Annotated in this window: 21 protein-coding genes; 15 read left to right on the top strand and 6 right to left on the bottom strand. The window is 68.3% G+C overall.

The window, feature by feature from the left end:
- Nucleotides 1-17: 17 nt before the first annotated feature.
- The 3 genes from ABZ345_RS17720 to ABZ345_RS17710 are packed head-to-tail and all read right to left on the bottom strand — an operon-like array spanning nt 18 to nt 2,572.
- A complete protein-coding gene (locus tag ABZ345_RS17720; protein WP_359849210.1) occupies nt 18-881 on the bottom strand; it encodes a F510_1955 family glycosylhydrolase in 864 nt (287 codons plus the stop codon).
- Nucleotides 881-1,603, bottom strand: a complete 723-nt coding sequence (locus tag ABZ345_RS17715) for a M23 family metallopeptidase (protein WP_359849207.1) — start codon at nt 1,601-1,603, stop codon at nt 881-883. Before ABZ345_RS17715 ends, ABZ345_RS17720 begins: the two co-directional genes overlap by 1 nt.
- A 3-nt stretch (nt 1,604-1,606) precedes the next feature.
- Nucleotides 1,607-2,572 (bottom strand): NlpC/P60 family protein, encoded by a 966-nt coding sequence (locus tag ABZ345_RS17710; RefSeq protein ID WP_359849204.1) that lies wholly within the window; start codon nt 2,570-2,572, stop codon nt 1,607-1,609.
- A 343-nt stretch (nt 2,573-2,915) separates the two neighbouring features.
- Between ABZ345_RS17710 and ABZ345_RS17705 the strand changes: the two genes are divergently transcribed.
- A complete protein-coding gene (locus ABZ345_RS17705; protein WP_359849201.1) occupies nt 2,916-3,320 on the top strand; it encodes a hypothetical protein in 405 nt (134 codons plus the stop codon).
- On the opposite strand, the gene ABZ345_RS17700 is transcribed toward ABZ345_RS17705, so the two are convergent.
- On the bottom strand, nt 3,301-3,480 hold the full coding sequence (locus ABZ345_RS17700; RefSeq protein ID WP_359849648.1) for a hypothetical protein: 180 nt from the start codon (nt 3,478-3,480) through the stop codon (nt 3,301-3,303). The two genes, ABZ345_RS17705 and ABZ345_RS17700, sit on opposite strands and share 20 nt — an antisense overlap.
- Nucleotides 3,481-3,512: 32 nt before the next feature.
- On the opposite strand from ABZ345_RS17700, the gene ABZ345_RS17695 reads away from it, so the two are divergent.
- From ABZ345_RS17695 to ABZ345_RS17670, 6 genes are all read left to right on the top strand, one after another.
- On the top strand, nt 3,513-4,607 hold the full coding sequence (locus ABZ345_RS17695; RefSeq protein WP_359849640.1) for a PLP-dependent cysteine synthase family protein: 1,095 nt from the start codon (nt 3,513-3,515) through the stop codon (nt 4,605-4,607).
- Nucleotides 4,604-5,860 (top strand): MFS transporter, encoded by a 1,257-nt coding sequence (locus ABZ345_RS17690; protein ID WP_359849198.1) that lies wholly within the window; start codon nt 4,604-4,606, stop codon nt 5,858-5,860. Before ABZ345_RS17695 ends, ABZ345_RS17690 begins: the two co-directional genes overlap by 4 nt.
- A gap of 36 nt (nt 5,861-5,896) precedes the next feature.
- Nucleotides 5,897-6,271 carry a hypothetical protein gene (locus ABZ345_RS17685; protein ID WP_359849195.1) on the top strand — a complete coding sequence of 125 codons (375 nt, stop codon included), beginning with the start codon at nt 5,897-5,899 and terminating at the stop codon, nt 6,269-6,271.
- 55 nt (nt 6,272-6,326) lie between these two features.
- Complete coding sequence (locus ABZ345_RS17680; protein WP_359849193.1) at nt 6,327-6,932, top strand: DUF305 domain-containing protein; 606 nt, start codon at nt 6,327-6,329, stop codon at nt 6,930-6,932.
- 199 nt (nt 6,933-7,131) lie between these two features.
- On the top strand, nt 7,132-7,494 hold the full coding sequence (locus ABZ345_RS17675) for a BlaI/MecI/CopY family transcriptional regulator (protein ID WP_359849191.1): 363 nt from the start codon (nt 7,132-7,134) through the stop codon (nt 7,492-7,494).
- Nucleotides 7,491-8,417, top strand: coding sequence for a M56 family metallopeptidase (locus tag ABZ345_RS17670; protein WP_359849189.1), 927 nt, complete (start codon nt 7,491-7,493; stop codon nt 8,415-8,417). Before ABZ345_RS17675 ends, ABZ345_RS17670 begins: the two co-directional genes overlap by 4 nt.
- 9 nt (nt 8,418-8,426) lie before the next feature.
- On the opposite strand, the gene ABZ345_RS17665 is transcribed toward ABZ345_RS17670, so the two are convergent.
- Both ABZ345_RS17665 and ABZ345_RS17660 read right to left on the bottom strand, forming a co-directional pair.
- The gene (locus ABZ345_RS17665; RefSeq protein WP_359849186.1) at nt 8,427-8,894 is read right to left on the bottom strand and encodes a hypothetical protein; all 468 of its coding nucleotides are present in this window, start codon (nt 8,892-8,894) and stop codon (nt 8,427-8,429) included.
- A 62-nt stretch (nt 8,895-8,956) separates the two neighbouring features.
- Entirely contained in the window at nt 8,957-9,631 is a 675-nt protein-coding gene (locus ABZ345_RS17660) for a VTT domain-containing protein (RefSeq protein WP_359849183.1), read from the bottom strand.
- Nucleotides 9,632-9,772: 141 nt separating this feature from the next.
- On the opposite strand from ABZ345_RS17660, the gene ABZ345_RS17655 reads away from it, so the two are divergent.
- From ABZ345_RS17655 to ABZ345_RS17620, 8 genes are read left to right on the top strand one after another with little or no spacing between them, the layout of a single operon-like run.
- Complete coding sequence (locus ABZ345_RS17655) at nt 9,773-10,114, top strand: NADH-quinone oxidoreductase subunit A (protein WP_359849180.1); 342 nt, start codon at nt 9,773-9,775, stop codon at nt 10,112-10,114.
- Nucleotides 10,105-11,100, top strand: a complete 996-nt coding sequence (locus ABZ345_RS17650; protein ID WP_359849178.1) for a hypothetical protein — start codon at nt 10,105-10,107, stop codon at nt 11,098-11,100. The genes ABZ345_RS17655 and ABZ345_RS17650 overlap by 10 nt, the downstream gene beginning before the upstream one ends.
- The gene (locus ABZ345_RS17645) at nt 11,093-12,007 is read left to right on the top strand and encodes a complex I subunit 1 family protein (protein ID WP_359849175.1); all 915 of its coding nucleotides are present in this window, start codon (nt 11,093-11,095) and stop codon (nt 12,005-12,007) included. Before ABZ345_RS17650 ends, ABZ345_RS17645 begins: the two co-directional genes overlap by 8 nt.
- Nucleotides 12,004-12,558, top strand: a complete 555-nt coding sequence (locus tag ABZ345_RS17640; RefSeq protein ID WP_359849172.1) for an NADH-quinone oxidoreductase subunit J — start codon at nt 12,004-12,006, stop codon at nt 12,556-12,558. Before ABZ345_RS17645 ends, ABZ345_RS17640 begins: the two co-directional genes overlap by 4 nt.
- A complete protein-coding gene (nuoK, locus tag ABZ345_RS17635) occupies nt 12,558-12,863 on the top strand; it encodes an NADH-quinone oxidoreductase subunit NuoK (RefSeq protein WP_359849169.1) in 306 nt (101 codons plus the stop codon). Before ABZ345_RS17640 ends, nuoK begins: the two co-directional genes overlap by 1 nt.
- A gap of 4 nt (nt 12,864-12,867) precedes the next feature.
- Nucleotides 12,868-14,721: a proton-conducting transporter membrane subunit gene (locus tag ABZ345_RS17630; protein ID WP_359849166.1), complete on the top strand. Its 1,854-nt coding sequence runs from the start codon at nt 12,868-12,870 to the stop codon at nt 14,719-14,721.
- A gap of 16 nt (nt 14,722-14,737) precedes the next feature.
- Nucleotides 14,738-16,219, top strand: coding sequence for an NADH-quinone oxidoreductase subunit M (locus ABZ345_RS17625; protein WP_359849637.1), 1,482 nt, complete (start codon nt 14,738-14,740; stop codon nt 16,217-16,219).
- The gene (locus ABZ345_RS17620; RefSeq protein ID WP_359849164.1) at nt 16,191-17,627 is read left to right on the top strand and encodes an NADH-quinone oxidoreductase subunit N; all 1,437 of its coding nucleotides are present in this window, start codon (nt 16,191-16,193) and stop codon (nt 17,625-17,627) included. The genes ABZ345_RS17625 and ABZ345_RS17620 overlap by 29 nt, the downstream gene beginning before the upstream one ends.
- The last annotated feature ends 162 nt before the right edge of the window (nt 17,628-17,789 follow it).

The following is a 17,789-nucleotide window of genomic DNA, read 5'->3' as shown; positions in this document are numbered from 1 at the left end:
CTACTACTTGCGATAGTTCATCTCAGTGGCTGGCGGACCGTGAAGGTCTTGCCGCCGTCGGTGGACGCGTGGATCGCGGACTCCGTCGCGACGAACACCTCCGCCTCGCCGTTCGTGGCGAGCGCGCCGGGCGAGCCCGTCACCCGGCCACCCGCGGTCCAGGTCGCCGCGGAGTCCCGGCTCACCTGCACGGTTCCGTCGGGTGCCACACCCGTGACGGTGCCCGCCGCGGGCCAGTCGAGCAGGAGTAGTCGCGGACTGCCGGCCACCGACGAGAAGGTGCGGCCGCCGTCCGTGCTGCGAACGACACCTTGTTCTGTGGTCGCGAGAAGAACGTCCGGACTGTCCGGACTGACGGCGAAGTCCACAATGGGAACCCGCGCGCGGATGTCCCAGTTCTGCAGATCCTCGCTGACCATCAGCTGGCCGTTCTGACTGTTGTAGCCGTACACCCGGCTGTGCTTCGTCTGCAGGGCGTGGAAGTCCGCCGCACCTTCGAGCGACAGCGTGCGCCAGGTCTCTCCCGCGTCCGTGCTCTCGATCAGACCCAGATGTGGCGGTGAGGACGCTTCACGCCGATCAGGATGTCCGCTGCCGAGGAAATGGTTCGGCCCCACGACGGCGAATCCCATGGTGTCCTGCGCACGCTCGCCGACCCGTTCAGGATCGCGACCGGCGACCAGCTTGAACACACCGAAGTGGCTCGCCGCATAGAGAGTGCCGTCCGCGGGATCGACTCCGAGCCCGTGCACGTGCGCCAGCGTGGCCGGCGCCTCCCCCTGCATCCCTGTAGGAGTTGGCGAGGAAGAAGGCTGAGCGCCCGAACACGCCACGAGGAGCAGCAGCGGCAGACTGGTCGCCAACGCCTTTGCCGGGCCCATCAGATCTGCACTCCTTTGCCCTGCAACCATGCCAGCGGATCGACCTTGCGGCCGGTCTTGTCCCACAGCTCGAAGTGCAGGTGCGAGCCGGTCGAGATGCCGCGGTTGCCCATCGCCGCGATGACCTGGCCGGCGCTCACCCGCTGGCCTTCGCGGACCGCATAGCTGTTGATGTGGCCGTAGATCGCCATCGTGCCATCGGTGTGCTGCACCCGGACCCACAGTCCGAACCCGCTGGCGGGCCCGGCTTCCAGCACGACACCGTCCATGACGGACTGGATCGGCGTGCCGATCCGGTTGGCGATGTCCAGGCCGTAGTGCGTTGTTCCCCAGCGTGGGCCGAAGTTCGACGTGATCGTGCCGGCCGTGGGGGCGAACACCTTGATCTTCCGCGCCTGTTCGGCCTCGTACTCGGCCTTGCGCCGGGCCTCCGCATCGGCTTCCCGCTGCGCGGTGAGGCGCATGCTCGTGGTCATCTGTTCGAGCTCGTCGTGCCCGGGACGGGGTGCCAGCAGCAGTCGCGGCGCGGCAGTGTCCCCGCCCTGTCCACCCTGTGCTCCGGACATGCTGGCAGCGAGCCGGACACCGTCGTCGACACGTGGCGACGCCACCGGTGCACCGGCGTCGAACTGAAAAGCCGAGACCGCGGCGCCCGCGGCGACGCCGGCGATGACGAGGTGAGCTGACAGCCGCGGACGTGCGGCTCTGGCATGCGTTGGCATCGGTCAGCCGACGATCCGCCGCGCGCCGATGTAGTGGCCGTCACCGCGAATGGGCCGGACGTCCACGAGCTGGCCTTCGGTGGGAGCGTCGACCATCTTGCCTTCGCCGACGTACATGGCCACGTGGTGGATCGCGGCGGGGTTGCCGGTGCCGTCGTCGTAGAACACGAGGTCGCCTGGCTGGAGCTCGTTCTGCGCCACTGGCCTGCCGACCCGGTACCGGTCCACCGCCACACGCGGGATGGTGACACCGGCCGCGGCATAGGCGAACTTGGTCAGGCCGGAGCAGTCGAAGGCGTTCGGCCCGTTCCCGCCCCACTGGTACTGGGAGCCCCGCTTCGACAGGGCGGTCTGCAGCGCCGTGTTCGCCGCACCGGGCGGCCCGAGATAAGTGCCCGTGTCCTTGACCTGACCGAGCCCCAAAGACGACTTCTGCGACGCGCTGAGGTTGTTCATCGCCTTGCGCAGTTCGTTGACCCGGCCGTCCAGTTCGGACTTGCGCTGCTTGAGCTCATCAGCGTGCTTGGCGGCCTCGTCGGTCGCCTGCTGTGCACGTTGCCGTGCCTCGTCCGCCTTGCCGACGGCGGCGGCGAGATTGTCGAGCGCCTCGGCGTTGTCGCTCGCCAACAGGTTGATCGCGGACATGCGGTTGAGGAAGTCCTGCTGAGAATCGCTGACGAGCAGCGCGGACACCCCGTTGAACCGCGCTCCCTGGAACGTCGCCTCGGTCAGGACGTCAACCCGGCCGCGCAACTGCTCCTGGGCATCCTGCGCCGCCTTCAGATCAGCGCCGGCCCGATCCAGCTCGCCCTTCTTGGCGTCCAGATTCTCCTGGGCCTTGAGCACATCGTCGTTGAGCTTCTCGGCCTGTCCGCTCAGCTGCTCGTACTGCTCGACCGGATCTGCAGCCGGCTGAGCGCCGGCAGGCCCTGGCGTCGTGCCCGCCACAGCGAGCACGGTGGCAGCCACCACCGCACCTCGGAAACCGCGCTTGCTTCGTTGCGACATCACGTCGCGACTACCTCCGTCATAGGGAACATGGCCTCCCCCCGAATGCCTTGGCGCAAATTACGGGAACATCACGCGGTTGTCTACTAGCCAGGCTAGTAGGAAGCCGGGTGACCGAGGTCATGCTCGACAGCAGGCAGGTGCTTTCACCTGCCACTTGACCGTTGACATCCAAAGAACATCGAGTGTGACCAAACAATCGAATTACCAGCAAATACTTCCCATCGACCCTGATCAGCGGTCCACAGTGGACACACGATCGAGCGACTGCGCACGGATCAACGATCGCGCTACGTTGGTAACCGTGCGGATCGGATCAACGACTCAGCGTGGCATCGCCGTGGTGGCGTTCACCACCGCGCTAGCGCTGCTGTCGTTCCTGCTCCTGCGAACGGCCTGCTGGCCCGACTTGCACGCGACGCACGGTGACGAGCACTCGCACGCCGCAGCGCCGCTGGTCAGCCCGCACGGTCCGGCAGACCACTGCCATCACCACGACGCGCCGGTACCGCACAACGACGTGCTCGACCAGGCACTGCAGCGCACGCACGACCGCACCGCGCAACTAGCGCCTGTTCAGAGCCCGTCCGTCGGCGTTCCTGATGCACCGGTTCTCGAAGAACATCACACAGGTCCTGGGAGGTCCACCGGTGGCCCTCCCAGACCCGGTCGCGCGCTCCTGATCGTCCTCAGCGTCGCCCGGAACTGATCGGCACTACGCCGAACTCGCGAAGCCCTTGCTGTTGCAGGGATTTCGCCAGTTCGTGCTGCCCGCTGACCTGTTCCGGCACACCACACCCGAGGACCATCATGCTCATCACCGACAGCGGCCCGCGTGCGCTGGCCGTTCCTCCCGCACGCATGCTCACCTCGTCGACCGCTCCTCGCTGCCACACCCCGGCTGCGGTCGTCGGCAACACTCCGGTGCAGTGGATCGACGACCGCTCCTCGCTGCCACACCCCGGCTGCGGTCGTCGGCAACACTCCGGTGCAGTGGATCGACGACCTGTCCGGCCTGACGCCGCACGGCTTCTGGGCCAAGCTCGAAGGCTTCAACCCCGGCGGGATGAAGGACCGTCCCGCCCTGCACATGGTCGCCAAGGCCCGCGAACGCGGCGAGCTCGCTCCCGGCGGGACGATCGTCGAGTCGACCAGCGGCACGCTCGGCCTCGGCCTCGCGCTCGCCGGCATCGTGTACGGCCACCCGGTCACCCTGGTCACCGATCCCGGCATGGAGCCGATCGTCCAGCAGATGCTGCAGGCGCACGGCGCCCGCGTCGACCTCGTCACGGCACCGCACCCCACCGGCGGCTGGCAGCAGGCGCGCCGGGAGCGCGTCGAGCAACTCCTCGCCGAGATTCCCGGCTCCTACTGCCCTGATCAGTACAACAACCCCGACAACGTCGCCGGCTACGAGTCGTTAGCGCTGGAACTCGTCGCCCAGCTCGGACGCATCGACGTACTCGTCTGCTCCGTGGGCACCGGTGGGCACTCCGCCGGGGTGTCCCGCGTGCTGCGGGAGTACTTCCCGGACCTGCGGCTGGTCGGCGTCGACACGGTCGGCTCGACGATCTTCGGCCAGCCAGCGCGGCCACGCCTGATGCGCGGGCTGGGGTCGAGCATCTTCCCGCTCAACGTCGACTACCCGGCGTTCGACGAGGTCCACTGGGTCAACCCCGCCGAATCGGTGTGGGCGTGCCGCACGCTCGCCGCACGGCACCACGCCAGCGGTGGCTGGAGCGTCGGTGCGGTGGCCGTGGTCTCCAGCTGGCTGGCCCGCACGCACGACCCGGACGTCCGCATCGCGACGGTGTTCCCGGACGGGCCCCATCGCTACTTCGACACGATCTACAACGACACCTACTGCGCGGCGAACAACCTGCTCGCAGTGCCACCGGCCACCGAGCCCGCGGAGATCGGCACCAGCACCGAGCGCGAGGTCACCGAGTGGACGCGGTGCCGCACCGTCACCGATCCGATCGGACGCCGCCCGTGACGAACACCTTCCGGCAGTTCCGGTCGTTCGACCGGCCGGTGCAGCTGCTTCTGCTCAACCAGTTCACGATCAACGTGGGCTTCTACATGTTGATGCCGTACCTGGCGTTGCATCTTTCCGGTCAGCTGGCGCTTGCCGGTTGGGCGGTGGGTCTGGTCCTCGGCGTGCGGAACTTCTCCCAGCAGGGCATGTTCCTCATCGGCGGCACGCTCGCGGACCGCCTGGGTTACAAGCCGCTGATCGTCGCCGGCTGCGCGTTGCGGACCGCGGGCTTCGCGCTGCTCGGTTTCGTCGACAACCTGCCCGCGCTGGTGATCGCGTCAGCGGCTACGGGTTTCGCCGGAGCGCTGTTCAACCCGGCGGTGCGGGCTTACGTCGCGCACGACGCCGGACCGCGGCGGGTAGAGGCGTTCGCGCTGTTCAACGTCTTCTACCAGACCGGCATCCTGGTCGGGCCGATCATCGGGCTGGTGCTGACCGGGGTGACGTTCACCCTGACCTGCCTGGTCGCCGCGGTGGTCTTCGCGGTGCTGACCGTGCTGCAGATCAGGTCACTGCCCACCAGGACGCCCAGCCGTGAGGCCGCGCGGTCATCGGTCTTGCAGGACTGGCGCGGTGTGCTCGCCAACCGCCGCTTCGTCCTGTTCTCGCTGGTGATGACCGGCTCGTACGTGCTGTCGTTCCAGGTGTACCTCGCGCTTCCGCTGGAAGCACGAAGGTTGGCCGGCCCCGGCGTCGAAGGCACGGCGCTGGTCGCAGGCCTGTTCGCCGTGTCGGGCGTGCTGGCCATCGCCGGTCAGCTGCGCATCACCGCCTGGTTTCGCGAGAAATGGGGACGCGACCGTTCACTCGTGGCAGGCCTCGTGCTGCTGGGGGCGGCCTTCGTACCGCCCGCGCTCACCTCCGGCACGTCAAGCGGCACCGGCCTGCTCGCCTACGTCCCGCTCGTCCTGTCCGCCGCAGTGCTGGCGCTGGGCACGATCGTGGTGTTCCCGTTCGAGATGGACACCATCGTCACCCTGTCCGGTGACAGGCTCGTCGCCACGCACTACGGCCTCTACAACACCATCGTCGGGGTCGGGATCATGGTCGGCAACCTGCTCACCGGCACCGTGCTCGACCTCGCACGGTCAGCGGGCGTGTCCGCGCTGCCGTGGCTGGGCCTGGCCGCGATCGGCGCGCTCTGTGCCTGGGGGCTGCGCGCGTTGAACACCGCACATCAAATTGAACCGGTCGGGGTGTCCCACCCGTAGAACGCGGTGATGGGATCTACTAGGTACGGTAGTTGCATGGAGGACAGCACGCGCAGGACGGTCACTCAGTGGCTGCTGCTGTGCGTGCTGTTTCTCGGCGTAGTCGGGATGCACCACGTCGCCATGGGCGACGACACGTCAGCCGGTCACGGCATGACGCAGGCGATCTCGCATCACGAGCAGGCTCCTGAGGAGCCCGCTCCGGCCCCTGCGCACGACATGCTGCACCTGTGCGTCGCGGTCCTTTGCGCGTTCGGCTCCCTGCTTCTACTGGCCTGGCTGCTGTTGTCCTTCTTCGTCCCGGCCGTCGGGCGGACGGCCTCGGCGTCCGCGTGGCCGCGAGCGCCCGAGCACCCGCCACCCATCGGTGGTCGAGATCTTCTGAGTTCCTTGTGCGTGCTGAGGTTGTGATCTGCCCGGTCCCCCGCAGTCACACCATCCACAAAGTACTGAGAAGGAATCCGGAATGAAGAAGTCCTTGATCGGGATCGCCGCTGCCGCCGCCACCGCCGCCCTCCTCGCCGGGTGCAGCGGTAACAGCGACATGGCGGGCATGAACCACAGCTCCACCGCCGCTACGCCCACCAGCGGTCAGGCCGCCGGCAACAACGCCGACGACATCGCGTTCGCCCAGGGCATGGTGCCGCACCACCAGCAGGCGATCGACATGGCGAAGCTCGTGCCCACGCGCAGCCAGAACCCGAAGGTTCTCGACCTCGCCAAGAAGGTCGAGGCCGCGCAGGACCCCGAGATCACGAAGATGAACGAGTGGCTCAAGGCCTGGGGCGCGCCCGCGTCCACCTCGATGCCCGGCATGGACCACGGCTCGATGCCCGGCATGTCCGGCATGATGACCGCCGAAGACATGAAGATGCTCGATCAGGCCAAGGGTGCCGCGTTCGACAAGATGTGGCTCGAAATGATGATCAAGCACCACGAGGGTGCGGTCGAGATGGCGAAGACCGAGCTGAGCAAGGGCGGCAGCGCCGATGCCAAGAAGCTCGCCCAGGACATCATCGACGCCCAGCAGAAGGAAATCACCGAGATGCAGGGGCTGCTGAAGAGCGCCTGACCTCGTGAGCGCCGGGCGAGCGGGACGGAAAGTACGAGGTCACCGCTCGCCCGACGCGGGCGCGCCACCGAAGGGGAGTGCGGCACGCCGGTCGGCTTGGTACTGGGGGTTACCAAGCCGACGAAACCTACTATAGCGCTTAGTAAGAGAGTCGAGAACAGGATGTCGCGTACCCTTGGCGCACTGAAAGGGTGGGCGGATGCGTGGACTTGGTGAGCTGGAAGCCGCGGTGATGGACGTGCTGTGGCACGCCGGGGAACCACTCAGGGTGCGTCAGGTGCTGGAACGGCTCGACACGGGCAAGGCGCTCGCCTACACCACGGTGATGACAGTGCTGGACAACCTGCACCGCAAAGCCTGGGTCGAGCGTGAGCGGGAAGGCAAGGCCTACTGGTACGAACCGCAGGTCAGCCGAGCCGAAGCCGCCGCCAACGCGCTCCGCGAGGTGCTCAGCGCCTCCGGTGACCCGCAGGCCGCGCTGATGCACTTCGCCCAGACGGCCACCGACGAGGAGTCCGAGCTGCTGCGCAAGGCACTGCGGAGGAAGGCCTCCCGGAAATGACGGTCGCACTGGCGCTGTTGCTCGGGTCCCTCCTGGTCGGCTGGCTGGCTCCACGCCACCTGGTACGCATCGAGGACCCGGTGGTGGCGCTGGTGGCGTGGCTCACCTCCGTCGTCGCGGTGATCGGTACGACCGCCGTGGCCATGGTCCTGCTGTTCGTCCCCGGCCACGGTCTCGAGCTCGTGTCCGCCGTGCACAACTGCTGGCAGTCGCTGCGGCACGGCACCGCCCCGGATGTCGAGGAACTGGGCGGCGTTGTGGGCATCGCGCTGCTGAGCTGCCTGCTCGCCCGCGTCGGCGTGGTGGGCCGCAAGACCGCGCGCCGGCGGACAGAGGAGGGCCGGCGGCACCTCGACGTCCTGCGGATCGCGGCACGCAGGGAACCGGGCGCGCACCCGACGCTGTGGCTGGAGCACGACGATCCCCTGGCGTTCAGTCTCGCCGGGAAGCCTGGCGTCGTCGTCGCCACCGAAGGACTGCACCGCCACCTCACCCCGGCCCAGGTCGGCGCCGTGCTGGCCCACGAGCGGGCGCACCTCGACGGACGCCACCACCTGCTGGTCACCATCGGCGACGTCATCGCGGCGACGCTGCCGTTCCTCCCTCTCTTCAAGCTGGCGGCGGTCGCGATTCGCGAGTTCGTCGAGATGGCAGCCGACACTGCCGCTGTGCGCGCTCACGGTGCAGAGGCCGTGCGGGTAGCGCTGGTGCGGGTGTCAGGACACGGCGCACCCGGCGCGGCGCTCGCGATGAGCCGGGACGCGGTGGAGTTGCGGCTGGAGCGGCTGCGGCAGGGCACCGTGCCTGGACCGGCCCGCAGGCTGCTGTCCTGCGGGTTCGCGGGAGCTGCGGCAATGGTCATGCCCGCCGTCGCGGCGTCCGGCCTGTTGACGGCCGTGATGCTGTTCGCCTGCCCGTCCTGAGGTTGCTGACTAGGCCCCGACGGTTGAACAGGTTTCGGTGGTGCAGTCGCGCCGTCGCCAACGCACGACCACAGCGGTTGCCAGCAAGAGCACCGACAAGACCGCGAGAATCGGCTGCACCGGAGCCCAGATGCCCAGCGCGCCGGAGACACCTAGCAGTGACACCGCGATCTTGTTGCACACCGGGCAGCCCACAGCGAGAGCACTCAGCAAAGAACTGCCGATCGCACGCCCGGATCCAGCCGCGTTGTCACCGCACTGCCGGATACCCGCCCACAGTCCGGTTAGGACAACCGTGGCCATCAGGACGGGGTATTCCCACCAGCGCACCGGCGTCATGCGGGCGAACAGCGGATTGTCGATGACGTCGGTCGGCAGGCCGACCGCGGCGGCACTCAACGCCGCTCCGAGCAAGCCGCGCTGCCAACGCCACGACCCTGTCCAGGTGCTGATCACCACGTCTCGCACAGACACCACCGATTCGTCCACGAAATTCTACTAACAAGAATAGTAGCTTGACGGGGTGGCCAACCGGAGCTTCACGTGGTCGCGAGCACCTTGCTGTCGTTCTCGCGAGCTTGGACCACCAGCCGCCTCCCCCACCACAAGCCGACAGCGCTCAGCACCGACCAGACGCCGATCGCGACGAGGGACCGCGTCGAGCCCAGATCGCTGAGCGCGTCCCCCAGGAGAGCCGCGAGCACCGTGGAGGGAACGAGGCCGATCGCCGTGCCGAGCCCGAAGGACTGCCAGCGCACCGCGGTGACGCCAGCGCCGTAGTTGGCGAGGGTGAACGGCAGGACAGGCAGGAGCCGGAGCACGAGCGTGGCCTCGACGCCCCGGCGGGCGAAGACAGTCTCGAGGACGCGCAACCGCTCACCCAGCCACGGCGCCACTGTGCTCCGACCAAGTCGCCGGCCTGCGCTGAAGGCGATGAGCGCACCGATCGCGAATCCGACGACTGCGAGGGCGGTGCCCATCGCCACACCGAACAGCAGTCCGGCCGCGGTCGCGAGAACGGGCTTGGGGAAGAACGCCGACGTGCCCACAGCGCAGACGGCGACGAACACGGCAGGTGCCAACGTGCCCGTTGCATCAACCCAGGTACGCAGCTCCGCGCCGTCCGGCAGATCGACGACCTGCGCGAGCAGAGCGAGAGCTCCTACCACCACGGCGAGCAGCACGACACCGAGGTAACGCCGTACCGAACCCATGCCACCTCGTCACTCATCGCCTGCGCCGTTCACCTCATACGATACCGAGTAGTAGACCGCCGGGGCTCCCGGCGAGGTCGCGCTCGCCAGCGTCACGCAATACGCTCCGATCATGCGTGAGTGATCAGCCGAGGGGGATCGATGGCCGGCGCGTTGACCTTGTTCGCGGTGATGATCGCGGTCATCGGCGCCCTGCTCGGCCTCGTGACGCTGGTGCGGCTCGGACCGGCGGTCGTCGACGCCGCACCGTTCCTGTCCGGCCATCGGCCAGCTGAGCACGCCGTCTCCCGCTACCACGTGCGCTGGTACACGGTCACGATGATCTTCCTGACCTTCGACATGGAGATGGTCTTCATGTACCCGTGGACACTCGTGGTCGCGCGCATGGGCACCACGGCGGTCGTGGAGATGTTCCTGTTCCTCGCGATCCTCGTGGCCGGCGTCTGGTACGCGTGGCGGGAGGGCGCGCTGCGATGGACCTGACCGCGTGGCTGCTGCGCCGCACACCGGTACGTCCGCTCGTTGTCACCGCGCCGGGTGGCACGTGGGCGCGGCTCGCCGTGGAGCGCTGGTCACGTGAACACGGCTGGCGCGCGGCGCACTCCCCCGCTGAGGCCAACCTGCTGGTGATCGCCGGCCCGGCCGCTTCGGCTCTCAGCGCTCATCTCGACCTGACGTGGAACAGCATGCCCGCACCACGCGCGCGAGCTCGCGTACAGGATCCGAGCGACGCAGCCGAGGCGCTCACTGCCGCCATGACAGCGCTGTGTGATCCGGACCTGCAACGCGGAGACGCCAGCCAGGCGGTGCGCTCCGGCCGCCTCCCGCAGGGTTCCGGCGAGCACTCGCCGTCGATGTCGTCCTGCGGGTCCGGCATGCACGATCACGGCGGGCACATGACCGACATGACGATGCCCGGCGATGTACCCATGGCCGACCGTGGTGGCGACCGGGACGGACTGAAGCTCGACCAGCTGCACGTCCCGCTCGGCCCGGTGCTACCCGACTGGCCACCGGGACTGGTCGTGCACACCACGTTGCAGGGCGACGTGATCCAGCACGCCCACGTGGAACTGCTCGGCGACGATCACTCCGACATCCCACTTCCCATGCTCGCGCACAGTCTCGACAACGCCACCCGTCTGCTGTCCGTCGCCGGTTGGCCGGACATGGCCGTTCGCGCCCAGCGACTGCGTGACGAGGTGCTGGCGGGCGGCAGGCCGGTCGAGCTGGTGCGGTGGGCCGCTCGCATCCGCCGATCTCGGATGCTGCGGTGGCTGCTGTCCGGCGTCGGCGCCACCGATCACGGCGACGCACTCACTCGGCTGTACGGCTGGTTGAACGAGGAGATCACGCCCACGCCTGTCAATGCTCTGCCCGCGCTGCTGGAAGGTGCCGAGCTGGCAACGGCACGGTTGGTCGTGGCAAGCCTCGACCTGCGCCTGAGGACGGTTGAGGTCCATGGTTGAGACCTCGCAGTGGGGCGCACTGGTGCTGCCCGCGCTCCTGCTCTCCTTCGCGGTCGCCGCGTCGTCCTTCAACGCCGTCCTGTCGGCACGAGCCGCAGGTGCGCGCGCCGATCTTGCCCACCCCGTCCGGGAGTTCGCGGGCCTGCTGGTGCAGCAACGCCGCCGGACGCTCGCCGCCGACTCGCTGCTCTGGCGGGCGGCGGGGATCACCCTCCTTCTCGCCGCTGTACTGGCATCGCTGGTGACGCCGTTGGGGCATTGGGCGGTGAGCGACCTCTCCATCGGAGTGGTGTGGTTCAACGCCATGGAAGTGGTGGCGTGGGCCGCGGTCTGGCTCGCCGGGTGGGGGTCGAACTCGGCGTTCGGACTGGTCGGCGGATACCGGTTCGTCGCGCAGGGCCTGGCTTACGAGCTGCCGCACATGTTCGCGTTGATCACGGCCGCGACCGCCGCGGGCTCGTTGCGGGTCGCGGACATCGTTGCCGCACAACGTGACTTGTGGTTCGTGGTGTGGATGCCCGTCGCGTTCGCGGTATACCTGCTTTCGGTGCTGGCGATGGCGTTCTTCGGACCGTTCGACCAGCCCGTCGGACGCGAGATCGCCGGCGGTGTGCTGGCGGAACTGTCCGGTGTGGACCGCCTCGTCTTCTTGACCGGACGGTGGCTGCTGCTGGTGTCCGGTGCGGCGATGGCCGTGCCGCTGTTCCTCGGCGGCGGTGCCGGTCCGGTGCTGCCGGACTGGATGTGGTCGCTGGTGAAGACGGCGGGCGTGCTGGCGGCGCTGGTGTGGTTCGGGCGCAGGCTGCCGACCGTCCGGATGGAACGGTTCACGGAGATCGCCTGGATCGTGCTGATTCCGTTGACGCTGGTGCAGGCGCTGGTCGTCGCGATCGTGGTGATGCCATGACCACCGCCGTGTTCTGGCTGTGCGCCGTCGGTTCGGTGGCGAGCGGGATCGCAGTGTTCCGGGTCGACTCGATGGCACGTGCCACCTTCGCGCTTCTCTTGTCGTTCCTCTTCGCCGCCGTCCCGGTCCTGCTGCTGGATCTGACCTACCTCGGTGTGCTGGTCGTGCTCATGATGATCATGGAGATGGTCGTGATGGCCATCTTCATGATCATGTACATGATGAATCCCGCCGGGCTCATGCCGATGACGATGGTGCACAACCAGAAGGGCTCGCTCGTCATCGCAGTGGGCACCTTCCTCGTGCTCGCGACCGGCGTGCTGCTGATCCCGTGGCCCCAGCAGGAACGTGCCCGTCCGGACGATCCGACCATGCAGCTGGGCGAGGCGCTGATGGGCTCCAAGATGCTCGTGATGATCGTGCTGGGGCTCGCCTTGTTCGCCACGATCGTGAGCACCGTGGTGCTGGCGACCCACCGCGGGCGCTACGACCGCTACGGCGACCAGCTCGAGCGCGACCGCCCGGACGACCCGATCGCGGGAGGGCTCTGATGACACTCCAGGCCTTCCTGCTGCTGGCGTCTGCGTTGTTCAGCGTCGGCCTGTACGGCGCGTTGTCCCAGCAGTCGATCGTCATGATCATGATGGGGCTGGAGCTGATGGTCAACGCGGTGATCGTCAGCGCGGCGGCGTTCTGGTTCTACACCTCGGCGGACCGGCCGGACGGGCAGGTCGTCGTCCTGCTCGCCATCACCGCGATGGCGGTCGAGATGGCCATGGGGTTCGCGGTGACCACGGCCATCTTCCGGGCGCGCGACGTCGACATGACCGACATGGCCGCGGACCTCGAGGGCTGACGCTGTGGAACTCTGGTCTCTCGTCGCCGCGCCGCTGCTTGTCGGCACCCTGCTGCTGGTCGCGGGACGGCGGGCGAACCGGATCGCACCGTTCTTGGGCATTGGGTGTGGCGTCGTGGTTGCCGCGCTCGCGGTGGCATCGGCGATCGGGCGGCCGTCGGTGAACGCGCCGATGCTCACGGGCATCCCGGTCAGCCTCGCGGTGGACGAACTGTCGGCCGTCATGGTGGTCACGGTCGCGGGTGTGCTGCTCGCCGTGCTGATCTACTCCGCCGGGGAGTTCGGCGCGGACGAACCGCGTGCCCGGTTCTTCGGGCTGATGCTGGTGTTCGCGGGTGCGATGCTCGTGACGGTCACCGCGACGAACCTGCTCGTGCTGTTGATGGCCTGGGAGGTGATGGGGGCGACGTCCTACGCCCTCATCGGGTTCTGGTGGCGCGACGAGCATCGGGTGAACTCGGGCAACATCGCCTTCCTGACCACCCGCACGGCCGATCTCGGGCTGTACCTGGCGGCCGGGGCGATGCTGGCGGGCGGTGCGGGCGGACTCGCGCTCGCCGATCTGGCTCAGCTGCTCCCTGGCTGGCGGGATGCCGCCACGGCCGGGATCGTGGTGGCCGCGCTGGGCAAGTCGGCGCAGCTGCCGTTCAGCTTCTGGCTCTCGCGGGCGATGGACGGCCCGAGTCCGGTGTCCGCGTTGCTGCACTCGGCGACCATGGTGGCCGCCGGCGCCTACCTGTTGCTGCGGATCCAGCCCACGGGGTGGGCTGGTGTGGTCGTGGCCTGGGTAGGTGCACTCACGGCGCTGCTGCTCGGTGCGGTCGCGTTGGTGCAGCGCGATCTCAAGCAGGTGCTGGCCGCGTCGACCTGTTCGCAGGTCGGCTTCATGGTGCTCGCCGCGGGTACGGGCGGGACAACCGCCGGAACCGGGCAATTGGTGGCCCATGCAGCAACGAAGAGCCTGCTGTTCCTCTGCGCGGGCGCGTGGCTCGCGGCACTAGGCACCAAGGATCTCGCTCGACTACGCGGCGCGGCCCGTGGTGATCGTGTTGTCGGCATGAGCTTCGCCGTTGGCGCACTCGCTCTCGCCGGCATGCCACCGCTGTCCATCTGGATCACCAAGGACGCCGTGCTCAGCGCCGCCCTGCACGAATCGGTGCCGCTGTACCTGACCGGGCTCGCCGCAGCCTTGGTCAGTGCCGGGTACGCGGGACGGGTGCTCATGCTCACGTGGTCGGGTGCCGCGCCGGATGGGAAAACGCTGTCGTGGCAGCACAAAGCACCGCTTCCGTTTCTCGCGGCCGGCGCTGCGCTGCTCGGATTCGAGTGGCTCAGCGGTGCCGTGTGGTGGGAGCTCGTGCTCTCCGGGTCAGTGGCCGTGGCCGGAATTGCGGTGACCACAGCCGTGGTGCGACGCCAGGACGCGCTGGCTGGTCGTGGCCGTGTGCTCAATCGGTGGCTGGGCCTGGAGTTCGTCGCGCAAAGGTGGGTGGCCAGGCCGGTGTTCGGGCTGGCGCGGCTGCTCGCCCGGTTCGACGACCGGATGATCGCCGGTCGGGTCGACCGGGGTGCGGCCGCTGCGGTGGGCCTCAGCGGTGTGCTCGCCCGCTTCGACGACCGCGTGGTCGACGGCGGTGTGCGAGCGACCGCGGCGATCGGCAGCACAGTCGCGCGGATGTCAGAGGTCCGTGTGGAATTCTCGCTGGAACGTCTCGTCCGAGCTGTGACTGACGGCGTCCGCAGGCTCGGCAGGTTGGCCCGCCGTCCGCAGACCGGGCAACTGCATCACTACTACGCACAAGCTGTGGTCATCCTCGTGGTGCTCACGGCGCTCTTGATCGTCACGGGACTCCGGTGAGGTGAACGTGCTCAGCATGGTGGTCTTCCTGCCCCTCGCGGTCGCGGCCGTGCTCGTGCTGCTGCCGCGGCTGAGCGACTCGGCGGTGCGCTGGATCTGGATCGCGGCCTGTGCCGCTGACCTGATCCTCGTGGTGGTGCTGTGGCTCGGCTACGCGCCATCCGAGTCGGGCTTCTCCCACGAGGTGAACCGGCGTTGGATCCCGAGTGTCAGCTCCGGCTACCACATCGGAGTGGACGGGATGAGTCTGCCGCTCGTCGCGCTCACGTCCGGCCTGTTCCTCGCCTGTGCGATCTACTCGGCGCGGGAGACCCGGCGAGTGCGGGCGTTCGCGGCCCTGTTCCTCTTCCTGGAAACGGTCTGTCTAGGACTGTTCGTGTCGCTCGATCTGATCCTCTTCTTCGTCTTCTTCGACCTGTCCATCGTCGGCATGTACTTCGTGATCGCCGGATGGGGACACCGGGACGCGGCCCGTGCGGCACTGAAGTTCTTCCTCTACACGTTTCTGGGCTCATTGGCGTTGCTGCTCGGGTTCATCGGGCTGTACCTCGCCGCCACTCCGCACACCTTCGACATCGTCGAGCTGAGTCGGCAGAACCCCTTGGCGGGCAAAGGACTCGCCGGTGCGCTCATCCTGCTCGCGCTCGGCGTCGGGCTCGCGATCAAGACACCGACCGTGCCGTTCCACACGTGGCTACCGCCTGCGCACACCGAGGCTCCCGCGGCAGGATCGGCGATTCTGGCCGGCGTGCTGCTGAAGATGGGCACGTACGGCTTCGTGCGCATCGTCATGCCCACGTTGCCCGACACGTGGCGCCGCTACGCGTTGGTGTTCGTCGTGGTCGGTGTGATCAGCGTGATCTACGGCGCCCTGGTCGCGCTGGCACAGCGGGATTTCAAACGAATGATCGCGTACACGTCCGTCAACCACATGGGATACGTGATCCTCGCCGTCGGCGCGGCAGGTCTGGTCGCCTCCTCCGCCGAGCAGGCACGACACCTCGCGATCACCGGCGCCGTCACGCAGATGGTGAGCCACGGCCTGATCACCGGCGCGTTGTTCCTGCTCGCCGGAGCGTTGTACGACCGCGGCGGCACCTACGAGATGGACAGCTACAGCGGCCTCGCCGCCCAAGCACCCCGGTTCGCCGGTCTGACCGCTATCGCCGCGTTCGCGTCGCTGGGCCTGCCCGGCTTCTCGGGGTTCATCGCCGAGTTCCAGATCTTCACCGGCTCGCTGGGCGGAGCGCCGGTGTCCACCGCCGTCGCGTTCCTCGGCATCCTGATCACCGCCGCGCTGTTCCTGCGCGCACTGCAGCAGATGTTCCTCGGCGAGCACCGCTCCCCCAACGGTGCGTTCCGCGACGTGACGGCGCCGGAGGCCGCCTCGATAGTGCCGCTCCTGGTCCTGGCCGTCCTCATCGGACTGTTCCCGCGGTTCCTGCTGGACGTGATCGAACCTGCGGCGCGTGCCGTCAGCGCGGTCGTCGGCAGGTGACGACGTGGAGATGATGGACGAGAACCCCTTGGCCCTGCTGCCGGAGATCTTGCTCATCGTCGCGGCGGTGTTCGGGTTGCTGCTCGGTTCGTACCTGCCGCGCCAACGACAGTGGCTCGTGCGGTTCGTCGCAGCGGCGGCGTGCGCCGGCACGATCATCGCGACCGTCGTGGTGTGGTTCCGGCCGGACCTGACGGTGTTCGGCGACAGCTACGTGGTGGACGTCTCGACGAATGCGACCCGGATCGCCGTGGCCGCGGCTGTGCTGCTGGTGTTGTGCCTCGCGCCTGGCGAAGTGGCCGGCGCGGCGCGGGAGAGCGAGTGGTACGTGCTCGTCCTGCTCGCAGCGGTCGGCACAATCGCCATGGCGGGCGCGAACGACCTCATGCTGCTCGCGGCGGCCTTTCTGCTGGCGAGCATCCCGCTGTACGCGCTGGCCGGGTTCGGCAAGGACGCGCTCGGGACCGAGGCGGCCCTGAAGTACTACCTGCTCGGGGCGCTTCTCGGGGTGACGATGCTGGGTGGCGTCACCGTCCTGTTCGGAGTCGGCGGTGCCACCACGTACGCAGACCTCGGTGAAGGCATTGGAAAGGCTCCTGGCGCTGCCGTCGCGGTCGGCGTGATCGCGCTGATGGCAGGCCTGCTGTTCAAGGCCGGCGCGGTACCCGCGCACTTCTGGGTGCCGGACGTGGCCGAGGGCGCCCGGCCGGTGGTGGCGGCGTTCGTGACGACCGTGCCGAAGATCGGTGCCGTGGTGGCGATCTACCGCCTCGTGGCCGGTCCGCTGAGCAGCGGCTCTGTCGACACGATGTTGCTGATCGCCGTCGTCGCGGCCGTCACCATGACGCTCGGCAACCTGGCGGCGTTCTTCCAGGACAACGTCCGGCGCCTCCTCGCCTACTCGACGATCAGCCAGGTCGGCTACCTGCTGGTGGGCGTGGCCGCAGCGACGGGCAGCGAACTCGCGCGTCCGAGCGTGCTGCTGTACCTGCTCGGCTACGCGATCACCAACGTCGGTGCCTTCGCCGTGGTGTGCGCTCTGCCCGACGCCGTGACGTTGGACGACTACCGAGGTCTGCGCCGGGGGCACCGGTGGCTCGCGCTCAGCCTGGTCGTGTGCCTGCTCGGCCTGGTCGGAACACCGCCCACGGTCGTGTTCGCGGGCAAGTTGACCGTGTTCACCGCCGGTCTCGACGCCGGCCTCGGCTGGCTGGTGGTGCTCGCCGCCGTCAACACCGTGGCCAGCCTGTACTACTACCTGCGGTGGATCGCGCCCGCCATGCGTGACGCAGAGATGGACGGCGCAGCGGTCGTTCGGCCTCGGGCCGCCATTACGGCGTGCGTCGCGGCCGCCGCGTCGCTCGGGCTGGGTCTCCTGACCGGCCCCCTGCTGGCGCTGGTCAGGTGACCTTCACCTACTATAGACCTTAGTATGAAGTGTGCGATCCTGACGACATCATGAAGCAGTCCCTTCGAGGCCGTCCGACGTCCGCAGACCGGTTGGACGCCGTCCAGCCTCTCGTGGCCCGTCGCCGTCCGGTGGGTGATCGGCGCACGTCACATCCACGCA

Source organism: Lentzea sp. NPDC005914, assembly GCF_040629405.1.
GTDB lineage: Bacteria > Actinomycetota > Actinomycetes > Mycobacteriales > Pseudonocardiaceae > Lentzea.
The sequence above is the reverse complement of the archived record's forward strand: the minus strand, read 5'-3'. Positions and strand labels throughout refer to the sequence as shown.

Coding starts and splice junctions, on each gene's coding strand:
- ABZ345_RS17720 (WP_359849210.1), bottom strand. CDS start 881: ATGGGCCCGGCAAAGGCGTTGGCGACCAGTCTGCCGCTGCTGCTCCTC.
- ABZ345_RS17715 (WP_359849207.1), bottom strand. CDS start 1,603: ATGCCAACGCATGCCAGAGCCGCACGTCCGCGGCTGTCAGCTCACCTC.
- ABZ345_RS17685 (WP_359849195.1), top strand. CDS start 5,897: ATGGAGGACAGCACGCGCAGGACGGTCACTCAGTGGCTGCTGCTGTGC.
- ABZ345_RS17680 (WP_359849193.1), top strand. CDS start 6,327: ATGAAGAAGTCCTTGATCGGGATCGCCGCTGCCGCCGCCACCGCCGCC.
- ABZ345_RS17675 (WP_359849191.1), top strand. CDS start 7,132: ATGCGTGGACTTGGTGAGCTGGAAGCCGCGGTGATGGACGTGCTGTGG.
- ABZ345_RS17670 (WP_359849189.1), top strand. CDS start 7,491: ATGACGGTCGCACTGGCGCTGTTGCTCGGGTCCCTCCTGGTCGGCTGG.
- ABZ345_RS17660 (WP_359849183.1), bottom strand. CDS start 9,631: ATGGGTTCGGTACGGCGTTACCTCGGTGTCGTGCTGCTCGCCGTGGTG.
- ABZ345_RS17655 (WP_359849180.1), top strand. CDS start 9,773: ATGGCCGGCGCGTTGACCTTGTTCGCGGTGATGATCGCGGTCATCGGC.
- ABZ345_RS17650 (WP_359849178.1), top strand. CDS start 10,105: ATGGACCTGACCGCGTGGCTGCTGCGCCGCACACCGGTACGTCCGCTC.
- ABZ345_RS17645 (WP_359849175.1), top strand. CDS start 11,093: ATGGTTGAGACCTCGCAGTGGGGCGCACTGGTGCTGCCCGCGCTCCTG.
- ABZ345_RS17640 (WP_359849172.1), top strand. CDS start 12,004: ATGACCACCGCCGTGTTCTGGCTGTGCGCCGTCGGTTCGGTGGCGAGC.
- nuoK (WP_359849169.1), top strand. CDS start 12,558: ATGACACTCCAGGCCTTCCTGCTGCTGGCGTCTGCGTTGTTCAGCGTC.
- ABZ345_RS17625 (WP_359849637.1), top strand. CDS start 14,738: ATGGTGGTCTTCCTGCCCCTCGCGGTCGCGGCCGTGCTCGTGCTGCTG.